This window comes from Zobellella endophytica (assembly GCF_003012775.1).
GTDB lineage: Bacteria > Pseudomonadota > Gammaproteobacteria > Enterobacterales > Aeromonadaceae > Oceanimonas > Oceanimonas endophytica.
Genome location: NZ_PXYG01000001.1, coordinates 243,248 through 263,779 on the forward strand (window position 1 = coordinate 243,248; position 20,532 = coordinate 263,779).

Annotated in this window: 19 protein-coding genes; 9 read left to right on the plus strand and 10 right to left on the minus strand. The window is 65.4% G+C overall.

The window, feature by feature from the left end; genetic code table 11:
- Positions 1-7 precede the first annotated feature (7 nt).
- Positions 8-1,474 carry a RimK family protein gene (locus C7H85_RS01065; RefSeq protein ID WP_106727871.1) on the plus strand — a complete coding sequence of 489 codons (1,467 nt, stop codon included), beginning with the start codon at positions 8-10 and terminating at the stop codon, positions 1,472-1,474.
- Here the strand turns inward: C7H85_RS01065 and C7H85_RS01070 are convergent.
- The 3 genes from C7H85_RS01070 to msrA are packed head-to-tail and all read right to left on the minus strand — an operon-like array spanning position 1,471 to position 4,682.
- Entirely contained in the window at positions 1,471-3,585 is a 2,115-nt protein-coding gene (locus C7H85_RS01070; protein ID WP_106727872.1) for a putative bifunctional diguanylate cyclase/phosphodiesterase, read from the minus strand. The genes C7H85_RS01065 and C7H85_RS01070 overlap by 4 nt on opposite strands.
- A gap of 9 nt (positions 3,586-3,594) precedes the next feature.
- On the minus strand, positions 3,595-4,065 hold the full coding sequence (gene msrB / locus C7H85_RS01075; RefSeq protein WP_106727873.1) for a peptide-methionine (R)-S-oxide reductase MsrB: 471 nt from the start codon (positions 4,063-4,065) through the stop codon (positions 3,595-3,597).
- A 2-nt stretch (positions 4,066-4,067) separates the two neighbouring features.
- A complete protein-coding gene (gene msrA / locus C7H85_RS01080; RefSeq protein WP_106727874.1) occupies positions 4,068-4,682 on the minus strand; it encodes a peptide-methionine (S)-S-oxide reductase MsrA in 615 nt (204 codons plus the stop codon).
- Between the two features lie 192 nt (positions 4,683-4,874).
- On the opposite strand from msrA, the gene C7H85_RS01085 reads away from it, so the two are divergent.
- Entirely contained in the window at positions 4,875-5,654 is a 780-nt protein-coding gene (locus C7H85_RS01085; protein WP_106727875.1) for a TSUP family transporter, read from the plus strand.
- Between the two features lie 138 nt (positions 5,655-5,792).
- Here the strand turns inward: C7H85_RS01085 and C7H85_RS01090 are convergent, their stop codons facing one another.
- Entirely contained in the window at positions 5,793-6,644 is an 852-nt protein-coding gene (locus C7H85_RS01090) for a LysR family transcriptional regulator (RefSeq protein WP_106727876.1), read from the minus strand.
- A 160-nt stretch (positions 6,645-6,804) separates the two neighbouring features.
- Between C7H85_RS01090 and btuC the strand changes: the two genes are divergently transcribed.
- Both btuC and C7H85_RS01100 read left to right on the plus strand, forming a co-directional pair.
- Entirely contained in the window at positions 6,805-7,812 is a 1,008-nt protein-coding gene (gene btuC, locus C7H85_RS01095; protein ID WP_168388225.1) for a vitamin B12 ABC transporter permease BtuC, read from the plus strand.
- The gene (locus tag C7H85_RS01100) at positions 7,799-8,563 is read left to right on the plus strand and encodes a vitamin B12 ABC transporter ATP-binding protein BtuD (RefSeq protein ID WP_106727878.1); all 765 of its coding nucleotides are present in this window, start codon (positions 7,799-7,801) and stop codon (positions 8,561-8,563) included. Before btuC ends, C7H85_RS01100 begins: the two co-directional genes overlap by 14 nt.
- A gap of 193 nt (positions 8,564-8,756) precedes the next feature.
- Here C7H85_RS01100 and C7H85_RS01105 read toward each other — a convergent pair whose 3' ends face one another.
- Together C7H85_RS01105 and C7H85_RS01110 are read right to left on the minus strand one after the other, a co-directional pair.
- Positions 8,757-9,797 (minus strand): 3-deoxy-7-phosphoheptulonate synthase, encoded by a 1,041-nt coding sequence (locus C7H85_RS01105; protein ID WP_106727879.1) that lies wholly within the window; start codon positions 9,795-9,797, stop codon positions 8,757-8,759.
- Positions 9,798-9,902: 105 nt separating this feature from the next.
- On the minus strand, positions 9,903-10,313 hold the full coding sequence (locus tag C7H85_RS01110) for a VOC family protein (protein ID WP_106727880.1): 411 nt from the start codon (positions 10,311-10,313) through the stop codon (positions 9,903-9,905).
- A 75-nt stretch (positions 10,314-10,388) separates the two neighbouring features.
- Between C7H85_RS01110 and C7H85_RS01115 the strand changes: the two genes are divergently transcribed.
- Complete coding sequence (locus C7H85_RS01115) at positions 10,389-10,691, plus strand: putative quinol monooxygenase (protein ID WP_106727881.1); 303 nt, start codon at positions 10,389-10,391, stop codon at positions 10,689-10,691.
- Between the two features lie 165 nt (positions 10,692-10,856).
- Here C7H85_RS01115 and C7H85_RS01120 read toward each other — a convergent pair whose 3' ends face one another.
- Complete coding sequence (locus C7H85_RS01120; protein ID WP_106727882.1) at positions 10,857-11,852, minus strand: LLM class flavin-dependent oxidoreductase; 996 nt, start codon at positions 11,850-11,852, stop codon at positions 10,857-10,859.
- Between the two features lie 112 nt (positions 11,853-11,964).
- Between C7H85_RS01120 and C7H85_RS01125 the strand changes: the two genes are divergently transcribed.
- Entirely contained in the window at positions 11,965-12,450 is a 486-nt protein-coding gene (locus C7H85_RS01125; protein WP_106727883.1) for a prolyl-tRNA synthetase associated domain-containing protein, read from the plus strand.
- A gap of 107 nt (positions 12,451-12,557) precedes the next feature.
- On the opposite strand, the gene ansA is transcribed toward C7H85_RS01125, so the two are convergent.
- Both ansA and sppA read right to left on the minus strand, forming a co-directional pair.
- Complete coding sequence (gene ansA, locus C7H85_RS01130; RefSeq protein ID WP_106727884.1) at positions 12,558-13,574, minus strand: asparaginase; 1,017 nt, start codon at positions 13,572-13,574, stop codon at positions 12,558-12,560.
- Positions 13,574-15,409, minus strand: coding sequence for a signal peptide peptidase SppA (gene sppA / locus C7H85_RS01135; protein ID WP_106727885.1), 1,836 nt, complete (start codon positions 15,407-15,409; stop codon positions 13,574-13,576). Before sppA ends, ansA begins: the two co-directional genes overlap by 1 nt.
- Positions 15,410-15,575: 166 nt before the next feature.
- On the opposite strand from sppA, the gene C7H85_RS01140 reads away from it, so the two are divergent.
- On the plus strand, positions 15,576-17,582 hold the full coding sequence (locus tag C7H85_RS01140) for an oxidoreductase (RefSeq protein WP_106727886.1): 2,007 nt from the start codon (positions 15,576-15,578) through the stop codon (positions 17,580-17,582).
- A 205-nt stretch (positions 17,583-17,787) separates the two neighbouring features.
- Positions 17,788-18,351, plus strand: a complete 564-nt coding sequence (locus C7H85_RS01145; RefSeq protein WP_106728587.1) for an NAD(P)H nitroreductase — start codon at positions 17,788-17,790, stop codon at positions 18,349-18,351.
- A 53-nt stretch (positions 18,352-18,404) separates the two neighbouring features.
- Here C7H85_RS01145 and mobA read toward each other — a convergent pair whose 3' ends face one another.
- Entirely contained in the window at positions 18,405-18,995 is a 591-nt protein-coding gene (gene mobA / locus C7H85_RS01150; protein WP_106727887.1) for a molybdenum cofactor guanylyltransferase MobA, read from the minus strand.
- A 255-nt stretch (positions 18,996-19,250) separates the two neighbouring features.
- Between mobA and C7H85_RS01155 the strand changes: the two genes are divergently transcribed.
- Positions 19,251-20,459: a CynX/NimT family MFS transporter gene (locus C7H85_RS01155; protein ID WP_106727888.1), complete on the plus strand. Its 1,209-nt coding sequence runs from the start codon at positions 19,251-19,253 to the stop codon at positions 20,457-20,459.
- Positions 20,460-20,532 lie beyond the last annotated feature (73 nt).

Here is a 20,532-nt window from a genome sequence, read left to right on the forward strand (position 1 = left end):
TTTCCGCATGACCCAACTTATTCTGGTGGTGGATGAACTCAGCGCCTGGGCGCCCTATTTCCCCAGCGAAAACCTGGTCGATTTTCAGACCTATCTCAAGCAGGCGCCGGCCAGGAACGCGCCCCGCACCCGGGTCATCAACCTGTGCAAGAGCGGCAAGTACCTGTCCAACGGCTACTACTGCTCGCTGCTGGCGGAAGCCCGGGGTCAGCATGTGATCCCCTCGGTGTCGACGCTCAACAACCTGCGCAACAAGGGGCTGTTCGCCTTCGGCTTCGACGGCGTGGCCGAGGCCCTGGACCAGTGGCTGGCGGATGGCGAGCCGGTGAAACAGCTGAAGCTCAAGAGCTATTTCGGCCACTGCGTGGTGCCCGGGCTCGGCAGCCTGTGCCGGGAGCTGTTCGAGCGGCTGCCGTGCCCGATCATGGAGCTGACCTTCAAGCGGCGCGCCCATTGGGAGCTGACCGGCCTGGCCACCCTGGCGCCGCGGGATCTGGCGGGGGAGGAGGAGGATCAGTTTGCCGACGCACTGGAAGCCTATTCCCGCATCATCTGGCGCAAGCCGAAATCGGTGAAGCGCTACCGCTACGATCTGGCGATGCTGATCAACCCGGACGAAGAGTTGCCGCCCTCGGATCCCGCCGCCATCAAGCGTTTCATCCGGGCCGGCGAGCGGGCCGGGGTGAACGTGGAAACCATCACCCGCAAGGACTACCAGCGGCTGGCGGAATACGACGCCCTCTTTATCCGCGAAACCACCGCCATCGACCACCATACCTTCCGCTTCGCCCAGAAGGCGGAGCACGAGGGCCTGGTGGTGATCGACTCTCCCACCTCCATACTGCGCTGCGCCAACAAGATTTTCCTGGCGGAGAGCTTCGCCAAGCACGGGGTGCCGGCGCCGAAGACGCTGATGGTCAACCCCAAACAGAAGGACGCCGCCGACTGGCTGGCGCGGGAGCTGGGTTACCCGCTGGTGTTGAAAATCCCCGACGGCGCCTTTTCCCGCGGGGTGTACAAGGTGGCCGACAAGGCGGCCTTGGTGGAGACCCTGGCCAAGTTGCGCAACGCCTCGGCCCTGGTGCTGGCCCAGGAATACTTTTTTACCGAGTTCGACTGGCGCATCGGGGTGCTCAACCACCAGCCGATCTTCGCCTGCAAGTACTTCATGGTGAAGGGCCACTGGCAGATCTACCGCCACAACGGCGGCGGCCAGGAGGCGGACTCCGGCGGCTTCGTCACCCTGCCCACCTTCGAGGCACCCAAGGCGGTGATCAACGCTGCGCTCAAGGCGGTCAAGCCCATCGGCGACGGTCTGTACGGGGTGGACATCAAGGAAGGCAAGGGCCGGGTGGCGGTGATCGAAGTCAACGACAACCCCAATATCGATCACGGGGTCGAAGACGTCTTCCTCAAGGACAAGTTGTACGACATGGTGATCGAGGACTTCGTGCGCCGGCTGGAAGCTGATTAGTCCGCGACGAGTCCGGGATCCGGAGGGTTGAACCGGCTTTGCAGATCCGTCCATAGCGCCTGCTCATGCCAGCCGCGGATCCAGTCCGGCACCTGCTCCGCCGGCATGGGGGCGGCGATGCCGTAACCCTGGGCAAAATGGCAGCCGAGCCGCAGCAGTTCGGCCCCGAGCTCGGGGCTTTCCACCCCTTCCGCCAGCACCGGGTGGTGGAAGGTCCGGGCCAGGTAGAGCACGCAGTTCACCAGGCTCAGATCCTCGTCGTTGGTGAGCATGTCGCCGATGAAGCTCTTGTCTATTTTCAGCATGTCGAGCGGCAACTGGCGCAGGGAGGAGAGCGAGGAATAGCCGGTGCCGAAATCGTCCAGGATGATCTGCACGCCGAGCCGGTGGCATCGCTCCAGTACCCGGGTGACTTGCTCCAGATGGCGGATGGCGGCAATCTCCTGAAACTCGAGCTCCAGGCGGGCCGGCGGCACCCGCGGATAGCGGCGCAGCGTGGCCGCCAGCTGCTCGACGAAGTCCGGCAACAGCAGTTGATCGGCCCCGACATTGAGGCTGATGGCCAGCTCCAGCCCCTGCTGCTGCCAGTCATCGATCTGCTGCAGCACCGAATTGAGCTCCCACTGGGCGAGCTTCCACTCCAGCCGGGTGCCGGTCAGCTGATACAGAAAGGCGGCGGGCACCTGCAGGCCCCGCTCCGGGTGCTGCCAGCGGATCAGCGCTTCCATCCCGATCACCCTACCGTTCAGCAGGTCCACCTTGGGCTGGTAATAAAGCACGAACTCCCGGTTGCGCAGGGCCTGATCCAGCGCCTGCAACTGGTGGTGGCGTGACAGCTGCCGGGCGTGCTGGCGCAGATCGTAGAGCTGGTAGCGGTTCTTGCCCCCCTGCTTGGCCTGGTACATGGCCTGATCCGCGTGCTGCAACAGCAGGTCGGCGCCAACGTTGTCGTGCGGGTAGAGGGTGACTCCGATGCTGGCCGATACCTGCACCTGCCGGTCGTTGATCGTTACCGGGCCGGCCACGGCGTCCAGCACCCGGGTCAGGATGGGATCGAGATCGCGCTCCTGCTGCAATTCGGCGAACAGCAGCACGAATTCGTCGCCGCCCAGCCGCGCCAGGGTGTCGTTCTGGCGCAGTATGGCCTTGAGGCGGCGGCTGATTTCAATCAGCAGTTGATCGCCGGCGGGGTGGCCGTGTTCATCATTGATCTGCTTGAAACCGTCGAGATCCAGGTAGCACACCGCCAGCGGGCTGCCCTGGCGTTTGGCCCGGGCCATGGCATGGATCAGCCGGTCCGCCAGCAGGCGCCGGTTGGGGATGCCGGTCAGGGCGTCGTACTGGGCGATGTGTTCGAGCTCGGCGGTGTCGGCCTTGAGCTGGCTGATGTCGCTGAATACCGCTACGTAATGGCTGGCCTGGCCCTGCCGGTCGCGCAGGGCGGAAATGGCCAGCAGCTGGGGATACACCTCGCCGTTCTTACGCCGGTTCCAGATCTCGCCGCGCCAGTGGTCCCGGGTCTTCAGGCTGTGCCACATGGCCTCGTAAAAGCCGGCGTCGTGGCGACCGGAAGACAACAGGGCGGGGGAGTGCCCCTGCAGCTCCTCCACCGCATAACCGGTGATCTGGCTGACCGCCGGGTTGACCCGGAGAATATGGTTCCGGGCATCGGTGATCATGATGCCGTCGTAGCTGCATTCGAACACCCGGGCCGCCAGCTGCAACTGGGTTTCGGCCCTTTTCTGCTCGCTGAGATCGTGGCCGATGCACACCAGCTCGCCGTTGGGCAGGGCGATATTGGCCCACAGGCTGGGCAGGGGCCGGCCTTGGCGGGTGAGCGGCTGCCATTCGCGAAAGCAGGATCCGGCCTGCTCGTTGAAGGTGTCCTTCACCGCCTGTCGTTGCTCCGGATCCGGATAGAACAGCGCCAGGGGATCCGGGTGGGCGAGCAGCTCCTCCAGGCACCAGCCGAACAGCCGCTCGCACTCGTGGTTCCACAAAATGCAGCGGCCCTGCCGGTCGAAACCGTTGACCAGCAGCGGGCTGTCGGCCAGCACGCGTTTGAGGTGGCTGAATGGCTGGTTGTCGTGCGGGCCGCCGCTGTCTGGCATCACCGTTTCCTAGAGAAATTCCTGCTCCCCCCGTCTGAGCGGATCCGGCTTGCTATCGCCGTCGGCACAGAAGGTGAGGGAAGCGGAGTTGAGGCAATAGCGCAGGCCGGTGGGGGCCGGTCCGTCGGGGAACACATGGCCCAGGTGGCCGTCGCAGCGGCCGCAGCGGATCTCGACCCGGCGCATGCCGTGGCTCACATCCACCAGCTCGCGGATATGATCCGGGTGGTAGGGCGCATAGAAGCTGGGCCAGCCGGAGCCGGACTCGAACTTGCAGGCCGAGGAAAACAGCGGCAGGGTGCACAGCCGGCATACGTAGCAGCCTTCCTGCTTGTTGTCGAGCAGGTTGCCGCAGAAGGGCGGCTCGGTGCCCTGGTTGAGCAGGATGCGCCGCTCTTCCGGGCTGAGTCGTTCGGCCAACTGTTGCCGCTGGGCGTCCGTCGGCGGGCCGAGATCGTAGGGGCTGGGTGTTTGCGCCATGATTAGAGATCCTTCTTCAGCCGGTGTTTGAAGTAATGCTGCACCTTGGCGACCTTGGGCTGCGCCACGGCGGCGATGTAGGGCTGGTCGGGGTGGCTTGCCGCGTAGTTCTGATGATAGCCCTCGGCGGGGTAAAATGCCTCCAGCGGCTCCAGGGTGGTGACGATGGCCGCCCTGAACACCTTTTGCGCTTCCAGCAGGGCGATATAGTCCGCCGCCAGCCGGCGCTCCGGCTCATCCTGGTAGAACACCGCCGAGCGGTACTGGCGACCCCGGTCGTTGCCCTGGCGGTTGAGCTGGGTGGGGTCGTGGGCGATGCCGAAGAACACCTTCAGCAGGGTAGAAGGACCTATTTGGATGCTGTCGTATTCGATGCGGATCACTTCCGCGTGATCGGTGGTGCCGCCGCAGACGCTGTCGTAATCGGCGGTGTCGGCGGTGCCGCCGGCGTAGCCGGCTTCCACTTCCAGCACCCCGTCCAACTGGCGGTACACCGCCTCGGTACACCAGAAACAGCCACCGGCGAGCACCAGCCGGCGTATGCCGGTGTTGCTGAAGGCGCTGTCGTCGATATCGGGAAAGTCGCCCGGCAGCAGACTCAATACGGAATCCGTCATTTTATTATCTCCTCGTGGGTACGGGGCTACGTTACCATAGCTGTCCACCGGGCAGAATGGCCAATGTTAACGAAAGGTAGTGATATCGGTAATTGATGAATAACAGGAATAGATGACAGTCTCCTCTTTCGCTGTTGCCCGGCGGGCCATGCTGTTAGTCTGGGCACCTTCTTGTTGCGGTACGGGATAATAATGGAACTGGATCTGCTCACCCTGGGCCTGCTGGCGCTGGCCGCTCTGCTGGCCGGCTTTATCGATGCCATCGCCGGCGGCGGCGGCCTCATTACCGTGCCGGCGCTGCTGGCCACCGGCATGCCGCCGACCATGGCGCTGGCCACCAACAAGCTGCAAAGCAGCTTCGGCTCCTTCTCGGCGTCGCTCTACTACCTGCGGCGGGGCCTGATCGACTGGCGCACCATGAAGTGGGCGGTGGCCTGCACCTTTGCCGGCAGCATGCTGGGCACCCTGCTGGTGCAGCGCATCGACGCCAGTCTGTTGCAGAAGGTGCTGCCCTTCCTGCTGGCGGCCTTCGCCCTTTATTTCCTGTTTTCGCCCCGCATCGGGGACGAGGATCGCCACCGGCGCTTAAGCATGCTCCCCTTCGCCCTGCTGGTGGGCACCGGGGTGGGCTTTTATGACGGCTTCTTCGGCCCCGGAACCGGCTCCTTCTTTGCCCTGGGATTTATCGCCCTGGCGGGATTCAGCATGGCCAGGGCCACCGCCCATACCAAGCTGCTCAACTTCACCTCCAATATCGCCTCCTTGCTGTTCTTTATTCTGGGCGGTCAGGTGGCCTGGATCGCCGGCCTAAGCATGGCGCTGGGGCAGTTCCTGGGGGCCCGGCTCGGCTCCAGGATGGTGGTGACCAGGGGCACTACCATCATCCGCCCCATGCTGGTGACGGTGTCGCTGGTGATGTCGGTGCGGCTGCTGTGGCAGCAGTACCCCGAGTGGTTCGCCTGGATGGGGTAAAAGGCGTCGGTGATTGGGTGGTCCGTTGCAACGGACTGCATTTTGTAGGGTCGAATTTATTCGACCAAACCACGGCACCGGGTGTGGGAATGGTCCGTTGACACGGACCCTCCGGCAGAGCTCGCAGGGCCGACCGACTTACCTTGCCAGCTTGGCAAAATGCCGCTCCAGCACCGCGATCAGGCTGGCCAGCCGCCCCCGTTTGCGGGCGTTGGGCCGGAACACCAGGCTGACCGGCCGGGTCAGCCGGCTGCCCGTGGGCGGAGCGTGCCGCAAGGCGGCGTCGATGCCCATCAGCCGGGCCACCCGGAGTGGCACCACCGCCGGCGCCACCCCGGCCCGGCCCAGCTCGGCGGCGGCGAAGTAAGAGTCCATCTGCATCCAGGGGGTGAGCCCGGTGGCGCGCAGCCGGTGTTCCAGGTAGCGGTTGGCCGGGTTGCCCAGATCGATGGTCACCACCGCCAGCGGCGCGCCGAAGTCCGGCGGCGAGGGGGACACCAGCACCATCTCTTCTTCCAGCAGCGGCACCACTTCCAGCCCCCGGGCATGCACGATTTCCCCGGCGCAGACGCCCAGGGCGGCGTCGCCGGCGCGCACCCGCTCCAGGATCACCGGGGTGTGGTGGGTGGAAAAGCGCAGGTAGGGATCGCGGCGCAGGTAGCGGTTGAGCAGGGGCCCGAGGTAACCGGCCAGTATGGTCTCGGAGCAGGCCACGGCGAGCGGGCTGCTGTCGGCCAGGTGCTGGCTGTCGAACAGCTGGCCCTGCAGCTCGTTCAGGCTGGGGCCGATGCGCTCCAGCAGGGCCAGGGCGTCGGGGGTGAGCCGCAGGTGGCGGCCCTCGGGTTCGACCAGCTTCTTGCCGAGCCGAGCCTCCAGGTTGCTGATCCGTTTGCTCACCGCCGACTGGGTGATGTACAAACGGCTGGCCACCTTGCCCATGGTTTTTTCCCGGGCCAGCAGGGCGAGGGTTTCCAGTCCTTCGAGCAGCATGATGTCATCTATTCCGGTGGGGAATAGTCCAGTGTAACAGCGATGATGGGGCGGCGTCAGCCGCCGGGAACAGCGGTCTGGTATGAAACCGCCTCCCCGTGTTTTGCCATTCGCCCCGGGGTGTTACCATGCCTTTTATTTACCACACGGGCACCCTCCATTGCTGGCCGCACTGCTCAACCAACAACAACGTAAGTACCGCTTCTGGCTGCTGGGCCTGGCGCTGGCGCTGCTGGGCGCCATGCTGCTCAGCCTGCAGCTCGGCGCCGTGGGCGTGGGCATCGAGGCCCTGTGGCGGCCGGTATCGGCGCTGGAGCAGCAGGTGTTCTGGCAACTGCGGTTGCCGCGGACCCTGCTGGCGATACTGGTGGGCGCCAGCCTGGCCCTGTGCGGCGCCGTGCTGCAGGTGCTGCTGCACAATCCCCTGGCCGAGCCGGGGCTCATCGGCATTTCCAGCGGCGCCAGCCTGGCGGCGGTCGGCACCCTGGCCCTGTCGGCCCATCTCGGCCTGGTGCTGCCTTACTGGATCCTGTCGCTGGCCGCCTTTGTCGGCGCCCTGGTGGTGACCGGGCTGCTGTTGTCCCTGGCCCGCCGCCGGCTGGGGCAGGGGGCGCTGCTGTTGTTCGGGGTGGCGGTAAGCATTTTCGCCAACGCCATCATGACCTGGCTGCTCTACCTGGCCGACGATGCCTCGCTGCGCACCTTTCTGTTCTGGATGATGGGCAGCCTGGGTTACGGCCAGCAACTGTCGTTCTGGTGGTGGCTGCCGGCGGTGCTGACCCTGGGCTGGCTGATGGCGCAGGGCCGGCGGCTCGATCTGCTGGGGCTGGGGGAAAACCAGGCCCGGCTGCTCGGCCTCGACGTGCGCCGGCTGCGGCCGCGGCTGGTACTGGCGGTGTGCCTGCTCACCGCTTTCTGCGTGGCCATGGCCGGGGTGATCGGTTTTATCGGCCTGGTGGTGCCCCATCTGTTGCGGCTGCTGGTGGGTGGCCGGCAGCGTTTCCTGCTGCCGGGCTCGGTGCTGGCGGGCGCCACCCTGCTGGCCCTGGCCGATGTGGCGGCGCGCCAGACCCTGGCGGTGGGAGAGCTGCCCATCGGCGCCGTCACCGCCACCCTGGGGGCCCCGGTGTTCATCTGGCTGCTGGTGCGTCGTTATGCTGGAACTTGACGGTTTTACCCTGGCAGGTCGGGTCGGGCCGGTGAGCGGCGAATTCCGGGCCGGTGCCCTGACCTTGTTGATCGGCCCCAACGGCAGCGGCAAGTCCAGCCTGCTGGCGGGCGCCGCCGGCCTCGTCGAGGGTGAAGGACGGGTGCGGCTGTTGGGCAAGGATCTGCACGGCTTCGACTTGAGTGAGCTGGCCCGGCAACGGGCGATGCTGGCCCAACAGGCCTCCTTGCCCCAGGGCTTGCGCGGTTACGAGCTGCTGGCGCTGGCCGCCGAGCCGGTGGGTGGGGTCAGCGAGGCGGTATGCGTGGCCATGGCCGGGCTCGGCGCCCCGTTGGGACTGGACGGCCTCTATGCCCGCCATGTGAACCAGCTGTCCGGCGGCGAACAGCAACGGCTGCTGATCGCCAGGACCTTGCTGCAGGTGGATCCCGGCGTGAACCCGGACGGCGCCCTGTTACTGCTGGACGAACCCCTGGCCGGGCTCGACTGGCAGCACCAGCTCGCCACCCTGCGCCTGCTGCGCCGTTACGCCGATCTGGGGTTGGCGGTGGTGGCTTCCATCCACGATATCAACCTGGCCTGCCAGTACGCGGACGAAATCTGGTGCCTGCACCGGGGCCGGCTGGCAGCCCGGGGCGGACCCGAGGTGATCACGCCGGAGTTGATTGCCGAGGTGTTCGGGGTGGCGGTGCGGCTGCTGGAGCAGGACGGCGCCCGATTGCTGCTGCCCGACACCGAAGCTGGATGCTAGATGCTGGAAGCTGGAAGAAAAACCCTTGTGGATGTGGCATCGAGCTTGTTCTTAAACAGGGTGTTGCCTGGCTGCCTGCTCTGCGTTCCCATGTAAAAAAGCTGCGATTTTGCACTAAATCGCAGCCATCATCATTTCCAGCTTCCAGCTTCCAGCTTCCAGCTTCCAGCTTCCAGCTTTCAGCTTTCAGCTTTCAGCTTACCGCCTGGTACAGCATCTCCAGCAGCCGTTCGCTGTCCGCCCAGCCCAGGCAGGCGTCGGTGATGCTCTGGCCGAACACCCCGGCCTGGCCGTTCACCACCTCCTGCCGGCCCGGCTCGATAAAGCTCTCGGCCATGATGCCGGCGACAGAATGGCTGCCCTGGCGCAGCTGGCGGCAGATGTCCTCCGCCACCAGCAGCTGGCGCTGGTGTTGCTTGAGGCTGTTGCCGTGGCTCAGATCCACCACCAGCCGGGGAGAGAGCCCGGCCGCGGCCAGGCCCTCGGCCGCCCGGCGGATGCTCTCTTCATCGTAGTTGGGCGCCTTGCCGCCGCGCAGGATCAGGTGGCCGTGGGGGTTGCCGTCGGTCTGGTAGATGGTCATGCGGCCGTCCTTGTCCGGCGAGCAGAAGATATGGGGGTGGCTTGCCGCCCGCACCGCGTCCAGGGCGATCTGGATATTGCCGTCGGTGCCATTCTTGAAGCCCACCGGGCAGGACAGGGCCGAGGCCATTTCCCGGTGCACCTGGGATTCGGTGGTGCGCGCGCCGATGGCGCCCCAGCTGATCAGATCCGCAATATACTGGCCGGTCACCATATCCAGGAATTCGGTGGCGGTGGGCAGGCCCAGGACATTGATGTCGCACAACAGCTTGCGCGCCAGGCCCAGGCCGGTGTTCACATCGAAGCTGCCGTCCAGGTGTGGATCGTTGATCAGCCCCTTCCAGCCGACGATGGTGCGCGGCTTCTCGAAGTAGGTGCGCATCACAATGCACAGCCGGTCGGCATAGCGGGCGCGCAGGGGCGCCAGCCGTTCGGCGTAGGCCAGGGCGGCGGCCGGATCGTGGATGGAGCAGGGGCCGATGATCACCAGCAGCTTGTCGCTCGCGCCGGTGAGGATGGCTTCGATCCCGGCGCGGGCGCCGAGCACGGTCGCGGCCATGGCGTCGGACAGGGGATATTGTTCGCTCAGTTGGTGTGGGGTGATCAGGGCCGCCAGCCGGCGACTCCTCAGTTCATCGGTATGCAAGGACATGGAGTTTCTCTAAATACGGGAAAAATCGAGGTGCGTACGCACTATGTCCTTACCATAACGGAAAGCCGTGGCAGGGAAAACCACGGCGAAGGGAGAAAGCGGGATTTATTCCGGCCGGCTGAAGCGCTGGCCGGAGATGGCCGGGTGGTAGATGGGCTGGATCACGTTGCCGGCGGGATCGGTGATATGGAAGCTGCGGGCGCCGTCGCCATGGTCGAAGGGCCGGTCCAGCAGAGTGACGCCCTGGCTCTTGAAGTACAGGTACCACTGGTCCAGCTCTTCCTTGCTGTTCACGATAAAGCCGAAGTGATCCATGCGCTGCACGCCGCTGGCGGGCAGGTCGGAACGGCCCAGGGAGAGGTTGTCGTTGCCGCAGGTAAGGTACACCAGATCCTCGTGGGCCCGGTTCAGTATCTCCATCCCCATGATCTCGGTGTAGAATTGCACGCATTCTTCCAGGTTGGGCATGGTGAAGGCGATATGGCGCATGCCGTTGAAACGACCGGGTCTTTCCATGGCGGGGCTCCTTGTCTCTTTACTGAAAATATTGTGTACTTATTGTTTAAGTAAAATAAACAAATGGAGTTTACAATGTATTCAATTATTGTCAAAACCAAGCTCAAGCCCGGTACCACCCAGGCCTTTCTCGATGCCATGCTGCCCAATGCCGCCGCCTCGGTGCGCGACGAGCCCGGCTGCCACACCTTCGACGTGTTGCAGGACAAGGCGGATCCCGAGCTGTTCTGGCTGTACGAGATCTACCGGGACGAAGCGGCCCTGGCGGCCCACAAGGAAACCCCGCACTACCTGGCGAGCCGCGCCGTGGTCAACGAGCTTATCGCCGAGCAGTCGGTGATCCGCGCCGGGGTGCTGGCGGTCAACCCGGCACGGTAAGATCCGTGCCCGGAGCCCGGGCCCCCGCCTGCACGGGGGAGACGGCATAAAGGCAGTCATTCCTGCGAAGGCGGGAATCCAGGGGCCGGCGACGGAGCAGAGTCCGGCCACTTATCCTGCCGAGACAGCTTGCGCCCGTAGGAGAAATGATTACGCTTCCCGCTTTCACCCCACCAGACCCGCCAGCAGCGACAGGCTGTGGTGGCGGGCGCCCTGATCGTAGATATCGGACACCACCATCAGTTCGTCGGCGCCGGTCCGGGCCAGCAGCACTTCCAGCTGCTGCGCCACCCGGGCCGGGCCGCCGATCACGGCGGCGCCGAGGAAGCCCTCCACCCCGCGCTGCTCATGGGGCAGCCAGCGCTGGTCCATGTCGGTAACCGGCGGCTGCAGCAGGCGGGTGTCGCCGCGCAGCAGCGACAGTACCTTCTGCTGCGCCGTGCTGGCCAGAAACTCGGCCTCCCGGTCCGTATCGGCGACGATGGCCGGCACACCCAGCATCAGATAAGGCTCGGCCAGCACCGCCGAGGGCCGGAACCGGTCTTTGTAGATGGCCACCGCCTCATGCAGCATGCGCGGCGCGAAATGGGAGGCGAAGGCGTAGGGCAGGCCGAGCTGCGCCGCCAGTTGGGCGCTGAACAGGCTGGAGCCGAGCAGCCAGATGGGCACATTGGTGCCGGTGCCGGGAATGGCCATCAGCTTCTGGCCGTGGTGCGCCGGCCCCAGCAGTTGCTGCAGCTGTTGCACCTGCTCGGGGAAGTCCTCGCCGTCTTCCGGCCGGCGGCGCAGGGCGCGCATGGTGTCGGGATCCGTGCCCGGCGCCCGGCCCAGGCCGAGATCGATACGACCCGGGTAAAGGGTGGCCAGGGTGCCGAACTGTTCGGCCACCACCAGCGGAGGGTGGTTGGGCAGCATGATGCCGCCGGAGCCGACCCGGATGCGGGAAGTATGGCCGGCGATATGGCCTGCCAGCACGGCGGTGGCGGAGCTGGCGATGCCGTCCAGGTTATGGTGTTCGGCCAGCCAGAAGCGCGCGAAGCCGAGATTTTCCACATGGCGGGCCAGGGCGACCGAGTTGGCGATGGCGTCGGCGGCGTCGAAACCGCTCCGGATATGCACCAGATCGAGCAGGGACAGGTTGACCTTGGATAATAGACTCATGAATGGTAATGGTATCGCTTGAAACAATAGTCCGATAACAGCATATTTTGCTGAAAACTGCTATCCGAAGAAGGTATATCTTATGCCAAAGGCTGAAAACCGGAGATAAAACATGGATATTATGGCGCGGCTGGCCAGTTGGCAAATCCGCCCGAAGCTTATCGAACACCCGCCGCTGCACCGCTGCGACGACGCCGACCGGCTGCTGGTGGACAGGCCCGGCACCCGGCTCAAGAACCTGTTCCTGCGCGACAACTACGGCCGTCGCCACGCCCTGCTGCTGACCCGGCCCGACAAGCAGGTGGATCTCAAGGTGCTGTCCCGCCGTCTGGGCTGGTCCCGGCTTGGCTTCGCCTCGCCTGCGCGGCTGCGGCGCTACCTGGGCGTGGACCCCGGTCATGTGTCGGTGCTGGCGCTGGTGAACGACATGGAGCAGGAGGTGGAATTGTGGCTGGATGAAGAGCTGAGGGAAGGGGACGACTTTCACTGCCATCCCCTGCGCAACACCGCTACCGTGCTGCTGAGTCGTGCCGATCTGCTGCGCTTCGCCGGCTATACCGGCCACCGGATCCAGTGGCTGGCGGTGCCGGAGCGCTAGCCGTCTTGTCGAAGGTTCCCGCTGGCGGGAATGCAGGCAGGCCGCCCGCGCTCCGGAACCGTCTCCTTTGTTGATTGAGCTCCGTCTTGTCAGCCATTAGCTTCCGGCTATCCCGCCGGGCTCAACTCGCCCCTCAGGCTCTGGCCCATCAGCTGGCGGACTCGCTCGGGCGGCAGCTTTTTGCTGAGCAGGTAGTGCAGCTTGGTCAGTGCTGCTTCCGTGGTCATGTCAAAGCCGGAGATCACCCCGGCGTCGGCCAGGGCCTGGCCGGTGGCGTAGCCGTCCATGTTGACGGTGCCGCGCAGGCACTGGGTCAGGTTGACGATCACCACGCCCCGGGCCGAGGCTTCGGCCAGCAGCTTGAGCATGGCGTCGTTCTGGGGCGCGTTGCCCACCCCGTAGGACAAGAGCAGCAGCGCCTTCACCGGCTGGCGCAGCAGGTTGCCGATCACCTCGGCGGAAATCCCTGGATACAGGGTTACCACGCCGATGGGCTGGGGGGTGATGGGGCTGACCGTCAGCGGCTTGCCGCGGGCGACCCCGAGCCGGCCCGCCTCCAGGCTGATATGGATGCCGGCGTTGAGCAGGGGCGGAAAGTTGGGCGAGTCGAAGGCCTGGAAGCCGTCGGCGTGTACCTTGCTGGCCCGGTTGCCGCGATAGAGACGGTTGTTGAAGAACAGGCCGACCTCGTGGATGGGGTACTCGGCGGCAATATAGAGGGCGTTGAGCAGGTTGGGCCGGCCGTCGGAGCGCAGCTCCACCAGGGGGATCTGTGAGCCGGTGACGATCACCGGCTTTTCCAGATCCTCCAGCATGAACGACAGCGCCGAGGCGGTGAACGCCATGGTGTCGGTGCCGTGCAGCACCACGAAGCCGTCGTAGTGATCATAGTTGGCCCTGATGTCGTCGGCGATGCGCTGCCAGTCGGCGGGGGTCATGTCCGAGGAGTCGATCAGCGGATCGTACTCGTGGATATGGTAGCCGGGCATTTCCGGGCGATGGAATTCCGGGGTGTGCGCCAGGCAGTCGGTCATAAAGCCCGCCTGGGGTACATAGCCCTTGGCAGACTTCTGCATGCCGATGGTGCCGCCGGTATAGGCGATATAAATTTTCTTCTCGTTCATCAGAATTCCTGACAGGCTATGCAGAGCACGTACTGGCCCTTGATGTCGTCGAAGCGGCCCAGGGCGGACAGCTCCCGCTCCAGCTGTTCCCCGGCCGGGCGCAGGGCCGCGGGCAGGGTGGACTGAACCAGGCCGCTGAGGGTGCCGGAGCCCAGCAGCAACTGCTCCAGCAGTATTTCCCTGGCCGAGGCCGGCAGCCGCACCGGCTTGACCCGGTAGCTCGGCAGGCCGGCCAGCCCGGCGGCACCGGCCAGGGCGTCGTCCAGGTAGCCCAGCTCGTCCACCAGGCCCAGCGCCTTGGCGTCCACCCCGGTCCAGACGTGGCCCTGGGCGGCGCGCTCCACCTGCTCCGGGCTCAGCCCCCGGCCCTCGGCCACCAGGCTCACGAACTGCTCGTAGGTGTGCTCCACCCCGAGCTGGATCAGTTCCTTGGTATGCTCGGGCAGGCCGGTGGTGAAACCGCTGCCGACGAAGTCGGTGGTGCCCACGCCGTCGGTGTTGAGGCCGAGCTTCTCGAAGGCCTCCTCGAAGGTAAGGAAGAGGCCGAACACCCCGATGGAGCCGGTGAGGGTGGTGGGGGCGGCGTAGATGCGGTCGGCGTCCGCCGCTATCCAGTAGCCGCCGGAAGCGGCGGTGCTGCCCATGGACACCACCAGCGGCTTGCCGCTGTCCTTGAACTGCAGCAGGGCGGTGCGGATCTGCTCGGCGGCGAAGGCGCTGCCGCCGGGGCTGTCGATGCGCAGCACCAGGGCCTGGATATCCGCATCCAGCCGGGCCTCCTCGATCAGCTGGCCGAGGTATTCATCGTTGATGGTGTTGGCGCCGGCGTCGCCGCTCATGATGGCGCCACTGGCGGTGATCAGGCCCACCGCCGGCGCCTCGTTGCCATCGCGGGATTTGTGTGCCAGGTACTGGGTTACCTCCAGGCTCATATACTGATTGGCCTGGCTGTCCCAGCCCACGTGTTCGGCCACGCTTTGCAGCATGTCGGTGCGGCTGGCCAGCCGGTCCACCAAACCAAGCTCCAGGGCGTAGCGGGCCGGATCGCCGCCCACGGCGCGGAACCGGCTCAGCAACTGCTCCTTGTCCGGGTTGATGTGATCCGCCGGGATTTTGCGCAGCCTGGCGACCTTGTCCTGATAATGCTGCCACAGCTGGCCCAGCCAGCGCAGGGTGTCTTCCCGGCTCTCCTCGGACATGTCGTCGCGCAGGTAGGGCTCCACGAACGACTTGTAGGTGCCCACCCGGAACACATGGGGGGTGATGTTGAAGCGTTCGAAGGCCGACTTGTAATGCAGCCGGTACACGCCGAGCCCCTGAATGGTCACGGCCCCGGCCGGGTTGAGCAGGATCTCGTCGGCGTGGGCGGCCAGGTAGTACTGGCCCTGAGTGTAGTAGTCGCCGATGGCGTACACCGGCTTGCCGGACGTCTTGAAGCCTTCGATGGCCTCGCCGATCTCATCCAGCTTGGTCAGGCTGGATTCGGTCATGTTCTGCAGCCGGAGCACCAGGGCACCGATGCGTTCGTCGTGGCGGGCCTGGGCCAGCGCCTCCTTGATCTGGCTTAAGCTGGTGGGCGGCGGGGTGGTGTCGCCGGCCAGCCATTTCTGCAGCAGGCGCTGGGGGCTCGCCGGCTCGTCCTGCTCCAGCACCGGGCCGGCCAGGGTCAGGGTGAGGGCGGCGTTGTCCGGCAGGGCGGGGGTATCGTCCCGGGCGGTGAAGATAAGGAAGAAGGAAACCAGGATGACCAGGAAAAACAGGTTGATAATCAACATGCGAATGGCATTCAGCACCCGGCCCAGGGTGCGGAAAAACCATTTGATGGCAGACCACATAGCGACGCCTTAATCGGAAAATTGTCGAATCGGCCTATTATGACCCGAGCGGCAGCACAATACCATGAGCGGCCATGATCCATGGATATAAAACAAGTGTTTGAAAAAGGTGTTTGAATCCATTAGCCTGAGCGGGTCATGTCGGCATTCTATCGGCGGAGGGATCATGAGCCGTTACCCCCATTTACTGGCCCCCCTGGATCTGGGCTTCACTACACTGAAAAACCGGGTCCTGATGGGCTCCATGCACACCGGTCTGGAAGAAGAGCAAGGCGGCTTCAAGAAGCTGGCCGCCTTTTACCGGGAACGGGCCCGGGGCGGGGTGGGGCTGATCATCACCGGCGGCATCGCCTCCAACTTCCGCGGCCGGCTGATGCCCCACGCCGCCCAACTGAGTTTTCCCTGGCAACTGGCCAGGCACCGGCTGGTGACCGAGGCGGTGCATCAGGAAGGCGGTAAGATAGCCCTGCAAATCCTGCATGCGGGGCGCTATGCCTACCATCCCTTCCTGCAGGCGCCCTCGCCCGAGCAGGCGCCCATCAGCCCGTTCAAGCCGGCGGTGATGAGCGAGCGACAGATCCGCAACTGCATCGACGACTTCGCCAACACCGCTCGACTGGCGCGGGAGGCCGGCTATGACGGGGTCGAGATCATGGGATCCGAAGGTTACCTCATCAACCAGTTCATCTGCGCCCGCACCAACCGGCGGGAAGATGGCTGGGGCGGAGACGCCGGGCGGCGCAACCGTTTCCCCCTGGAGACGGTGAAGGCGGTGCGCGCCGCCGTGGGCGAGGATTTCATCATCATCTTCCGGCTGTCGATGCTGGATCTGGTGGAGCAGGGCTCCAGCCTGGAAGAGGTGATCGCCCTGGGCCAGGCTCTGGAGCGGGTCGGGGTGACCATCATCAACACCGGCATCGGCTGGCACGAGGCGCGGGTGCCCACCATCGCCACCAGCGTGCCCCGGGCCGCTTTCAGCTGGGTCACCGAGCGGGTGAGCCAGACGTTGTCGGTGCCGGTGGTGGCCACCAACCGCATCAACACCCCCGAGGTAGCGGAAACCATACTGGCCGGCGGCCAGGCGGATCTGGTGTGCATGGCCCGGCCCTTCCTGGCGGACGCTGACTTCGTCGCCAAGGCGGCGGCGGGCACGCCCGAGCTCATCAACACCTGCATCGCCTGCAACCAGGCCTGCCTGGACCATATCTTCAAGGGCCGGCGCGCCTCCTGCCTGGTCAATCCCCGGGCCTGCCATGAAACCGAGCTGAACTTCCTGCCCGCGGCCGCCCCCAAGCGGTTGGCGGTGGTGGGGGCGGGGCCGGCGGGCATGAGTTTCGCCTGCGAGGCAGCGGCACGCGGCCACTGCGTGACCCTGTTCGACCGGGCCGTGGACATCGGCGGCCAGTTCAACTATGCCAAGCAGATCCCGGGCAAGGAGGAGTTTTACGAGACGCTGCGCTATTTCCGCGAGCGGCTGGCGCGAAGCGAGGTGAGCCTGCGCCTGGGCACCGAGGCCACCCCCGAGCTCTTGGCGGAGTTCGACGAGGTGGTGCTGGCCACCGGCATCCGCCCGCGCACTCCCGAGATAGAGGGCATCCATCATCCCAGGGTGCTGAGCTACCTGGATGTGCTGGCGCGCCACGCCTTGGTGGGAGATAAGGTGGCCATCATCGGTGCCGGCGGCATCGGCTTCGATCTGGCCGAGTACCTGGTGGCCAGCCCGGGCCAGGACACCGAGCAGTGGCTGGCGGAGTGGGGCATAGACCGGGATTACCGGGCTCCGGGTGCCCTGATGACACCGGCGTCGGTGGTCCCCGGTCGCCGGGTCTGGCTGTTGCAGCGCAAGGCCGGCAACCCGGGCCGGGGCCTGGGCAAGACCACCGGCTGGATCCACAAGGCCAGCCTGCGCCATCACGGGGTGCAGATGTGGGGGGGAATCAGCTACCAGCGCATCGACGACGCCGGCCTGCATATCGAGAAGGACGGCGAGCCGCTGTGCCTGGCGGTGGACAATGTTATCGTCTGCGCCGGCCAGGAGCCGGAGCGTAGCCTGCAGGCGGCGCTGGCGGCGCGCGGCCAGCCGGTGCACCTGATCGGCGGCGCCGACGTGGCGGCGGAGCTGGACGCCAAGCGCGCCATCCGCCAGGGCGCCGAGCTGGCGGCGAGGATATGAGCCACCCGGCCGAGCACAGGTCCGGATAACACCGCCCGGTCTGCAGGCGCACCTGGACTCCCGCCTGCACGGAAGTGACGGCAGATGGTTGAAGCGGATACCAAGGCCGCTGGGCCCGCAGCGGCCATTTGAGAATGCCTCTTTTTTGCTTTGCACCGTTCCGGTCGGCTGCTAAGGTAGCGCCATCGCAAATAGGAGTGACATGATGGACGCACTGGAACTGTTACTGAACCGCCATTCCTGCCCCCGCCTGGCCGAGCCGGCCCCGGCGGGCGAGCAGCTCGACACCATTTTCAAGGCCGGGCTGCGCGCCCCGGACCACGCTACCCTGACCCCCTGGGAGTTTATCGTCTTTACCGGTGAACAGCGCAGCCGGTTGGGCGAAATCCTGGCCTGGGCCGCCGAGGCCAGGGGCGAAGCGGAAGAGAAAATCGAAAAGGCCCGCAACGCTCCTCTGCGCGCGCCCCTGGTGATCGCCGTGGCGGCCAAGGTCAAACCCCACGACAAGGTACCCGAACTGGAGCAGCAGCTGTCCGCCGGTTGCGCCCTGATGGCGATGCAGATGGCGGCCCAGGCCCAGGGCTTCAACGGCATCTGGCGCTCCGGCTGGTTTATCTTCGATCGCGCCGTGCATGAACAACTGGGGCTGGGCGAGCAGGATCAATTGGTGGGTTTTCTGTACCTGGGCACCCCGCAGGTGGAAGTGCGCAAGCTGCCGGAGCGGGATCCGGCCCAGTTTGTGCGCTATTTCGGCCAGGAGTGGCGATAGGGGCGGGAGCACGGTAGCAACATCAGGGGGCTGTCAGCAGTCCAGAGGGCGGCTCAGCCTTTTCCTTTTTGCTCCAGCCGTGCCAGCGCCTCGCTGGTATTGAGGTTGAAAAAGGCCTCGGCCTCGTCGCTGAAGTCCACCGGCACCAGCTGGTGGCGCTCGTACCACAGCTGCAGCTTGCGATCGCCGCCGTCCAGGTAGTTGCACAGGGAGGGCAGCAGCGACTGGTGCAGCAGGGCGGTGGCGGCGTGCAGCTGGTTGCCGTCGTCCACCACCGCGATTTGGTCGTGGCGCTGCACGGCGCCACACAACCGGCTGGCCAGATCGAGGGGGATCAGCGGGCTGTCGCAGGGCACGAACAGCACCCACTCGCTCGGTGCATGGGTCAACCCGGCCTCGAACCCGGCCAGCGGGCCCACATAGCCGTAGCCGTCGTCCCGTACCACCGGCGCCAGCTTGCGGTATTCACCCAGGTTGCGGTTGGCGTTGATCAATACTTCTCCCACCTGGGATCTGAGTCGTTCCAGCACATGGATTACCAACGGCTTGCCCCACAGCGGCAGCAACCCCTTGTCGGCCCCATTCATGCGCCGGCCTTCGCCTCCGGCGAGGATTACGGCGGTAATTTGTTTCGGATCCAGCATAACGTTCCCGAGTGTTGCGGCTTTCTTTTTCAATATTAACCGCTTAACCCTGCCAAGAGCAGGGGGTGAATCAAACTAATGGCATATTTGTGGCGCTTGCTCTCCCGGGCGCCAGCTCCTAACATGAATGCCCGTTCAACATAGATAACCGGCGAGTCCATCTTCCGTGGTGACGGCCCATTCGCGCGAAAGCTCCGCTTTTGCCCGCGCTGTATCTTGCGCTCTTCCGGTATCGGCATCCTTAAGGTTATAACAATGACAATCTCTGCCCTGCCCGACGGCCCTTTTCGTGGCCGCCCTCTGGTTGCTCTGCTCGCCATCGTGGCGCTGATGCTGGCCGCCGCCAACCTGCGCGGCGGCTTGGTGGTGGTGGGCCCCCTGGTCGAACCGATCCGGGCCGCCCTCGACATCAGCGCCAGCGCCTTCAGCCTGCTCACCACGCTGCCGCTGATCTGCTTCGGGGTAGTGTCCATTTGCGTACCCTGGCTGACCCGGTGCTGGGCCCCGCAACGGCTGGCCATTGCCGGCCTGCTGACCATAAGTCTCGGTGTGGCGCTGCGGCTGGTGGACCATTACCCGCTGGTGATCCTCGGCACTCTGGTGCTGGGCATGGCCATCGCCGTGCTCAACGTGCTGATCCCCGGCCTGGTGAAAGACTTCTTTCCGCGCCAGGTGGGGATCATGACCGGCTTCTATTCGGTGACCCTCAGCCTGGGGGCCGGCTTGGGGGTCTACCTGGCGGTGCCGCTGATGGAGCAGTTCGGCAACTGGCGCTATCCGGTGGCGTTGTGGGCGCTGCTGCCGCTGTTCTGCCTGCTGTTCTGGCTGCCGATGCTCCGGGTGAGGGGAGTGGGCCGGCCCAGCAACCCGGTGCGGGTGAGCCTGTGGCGGGACAAGATAGCCTGGGCCATCACCTGCTACATGGGGCTGCAGTCGTTCTATTTCTATTCCATGGCTACCTGGCTGCCCAAGATACTGCTCGAGAGCGGCCTGGACGCCCACCAGGCCGGCACCGCCACCGCCCTGATCAACCTGGTGAGCATTCCCTTCAACCTGTTCGTGCCCATTCTGGCGGCCAGGCTGCGCAGCCAGCAATGGCTGGTGCTGGGGATCTTTGCCGCCTCCTTCGCCGGGGTGGCCGGCCTGTGGTGGCAGGCCGCCGCCGCGCCCATGCTGTGGGCGTCGCTGATCGGCATGGGTTGCGGCGGCTCACTCAGCCTGGCGCTGTCATTCTTCGTGCTGCGGGCCGACAACACCGCCCAGGCCACGGCGCTCTCGGCCATGGCCCAGAGCATCGGCTATCTGCTGGCGGCGCTGGGGCCGGTGGCGCTGGGTGTGTTGCGGGATCTCAGCGGCGCCTGGCAGTGGGCGCTGGGGCTGATGCTGGTGCTGCAACTGATGCAGCTGGGCTTTGGCTGGTTCTCCGCCCGGCCGGTGAACGTGGTGCCGGATCAGGATAAATAGGTTTTCCCCCGTTTGGGGGAAGCGGGACTTTTCCGCGCCTTTCTGTCTTATGCTTGGCATCAGCGGGGAGGGT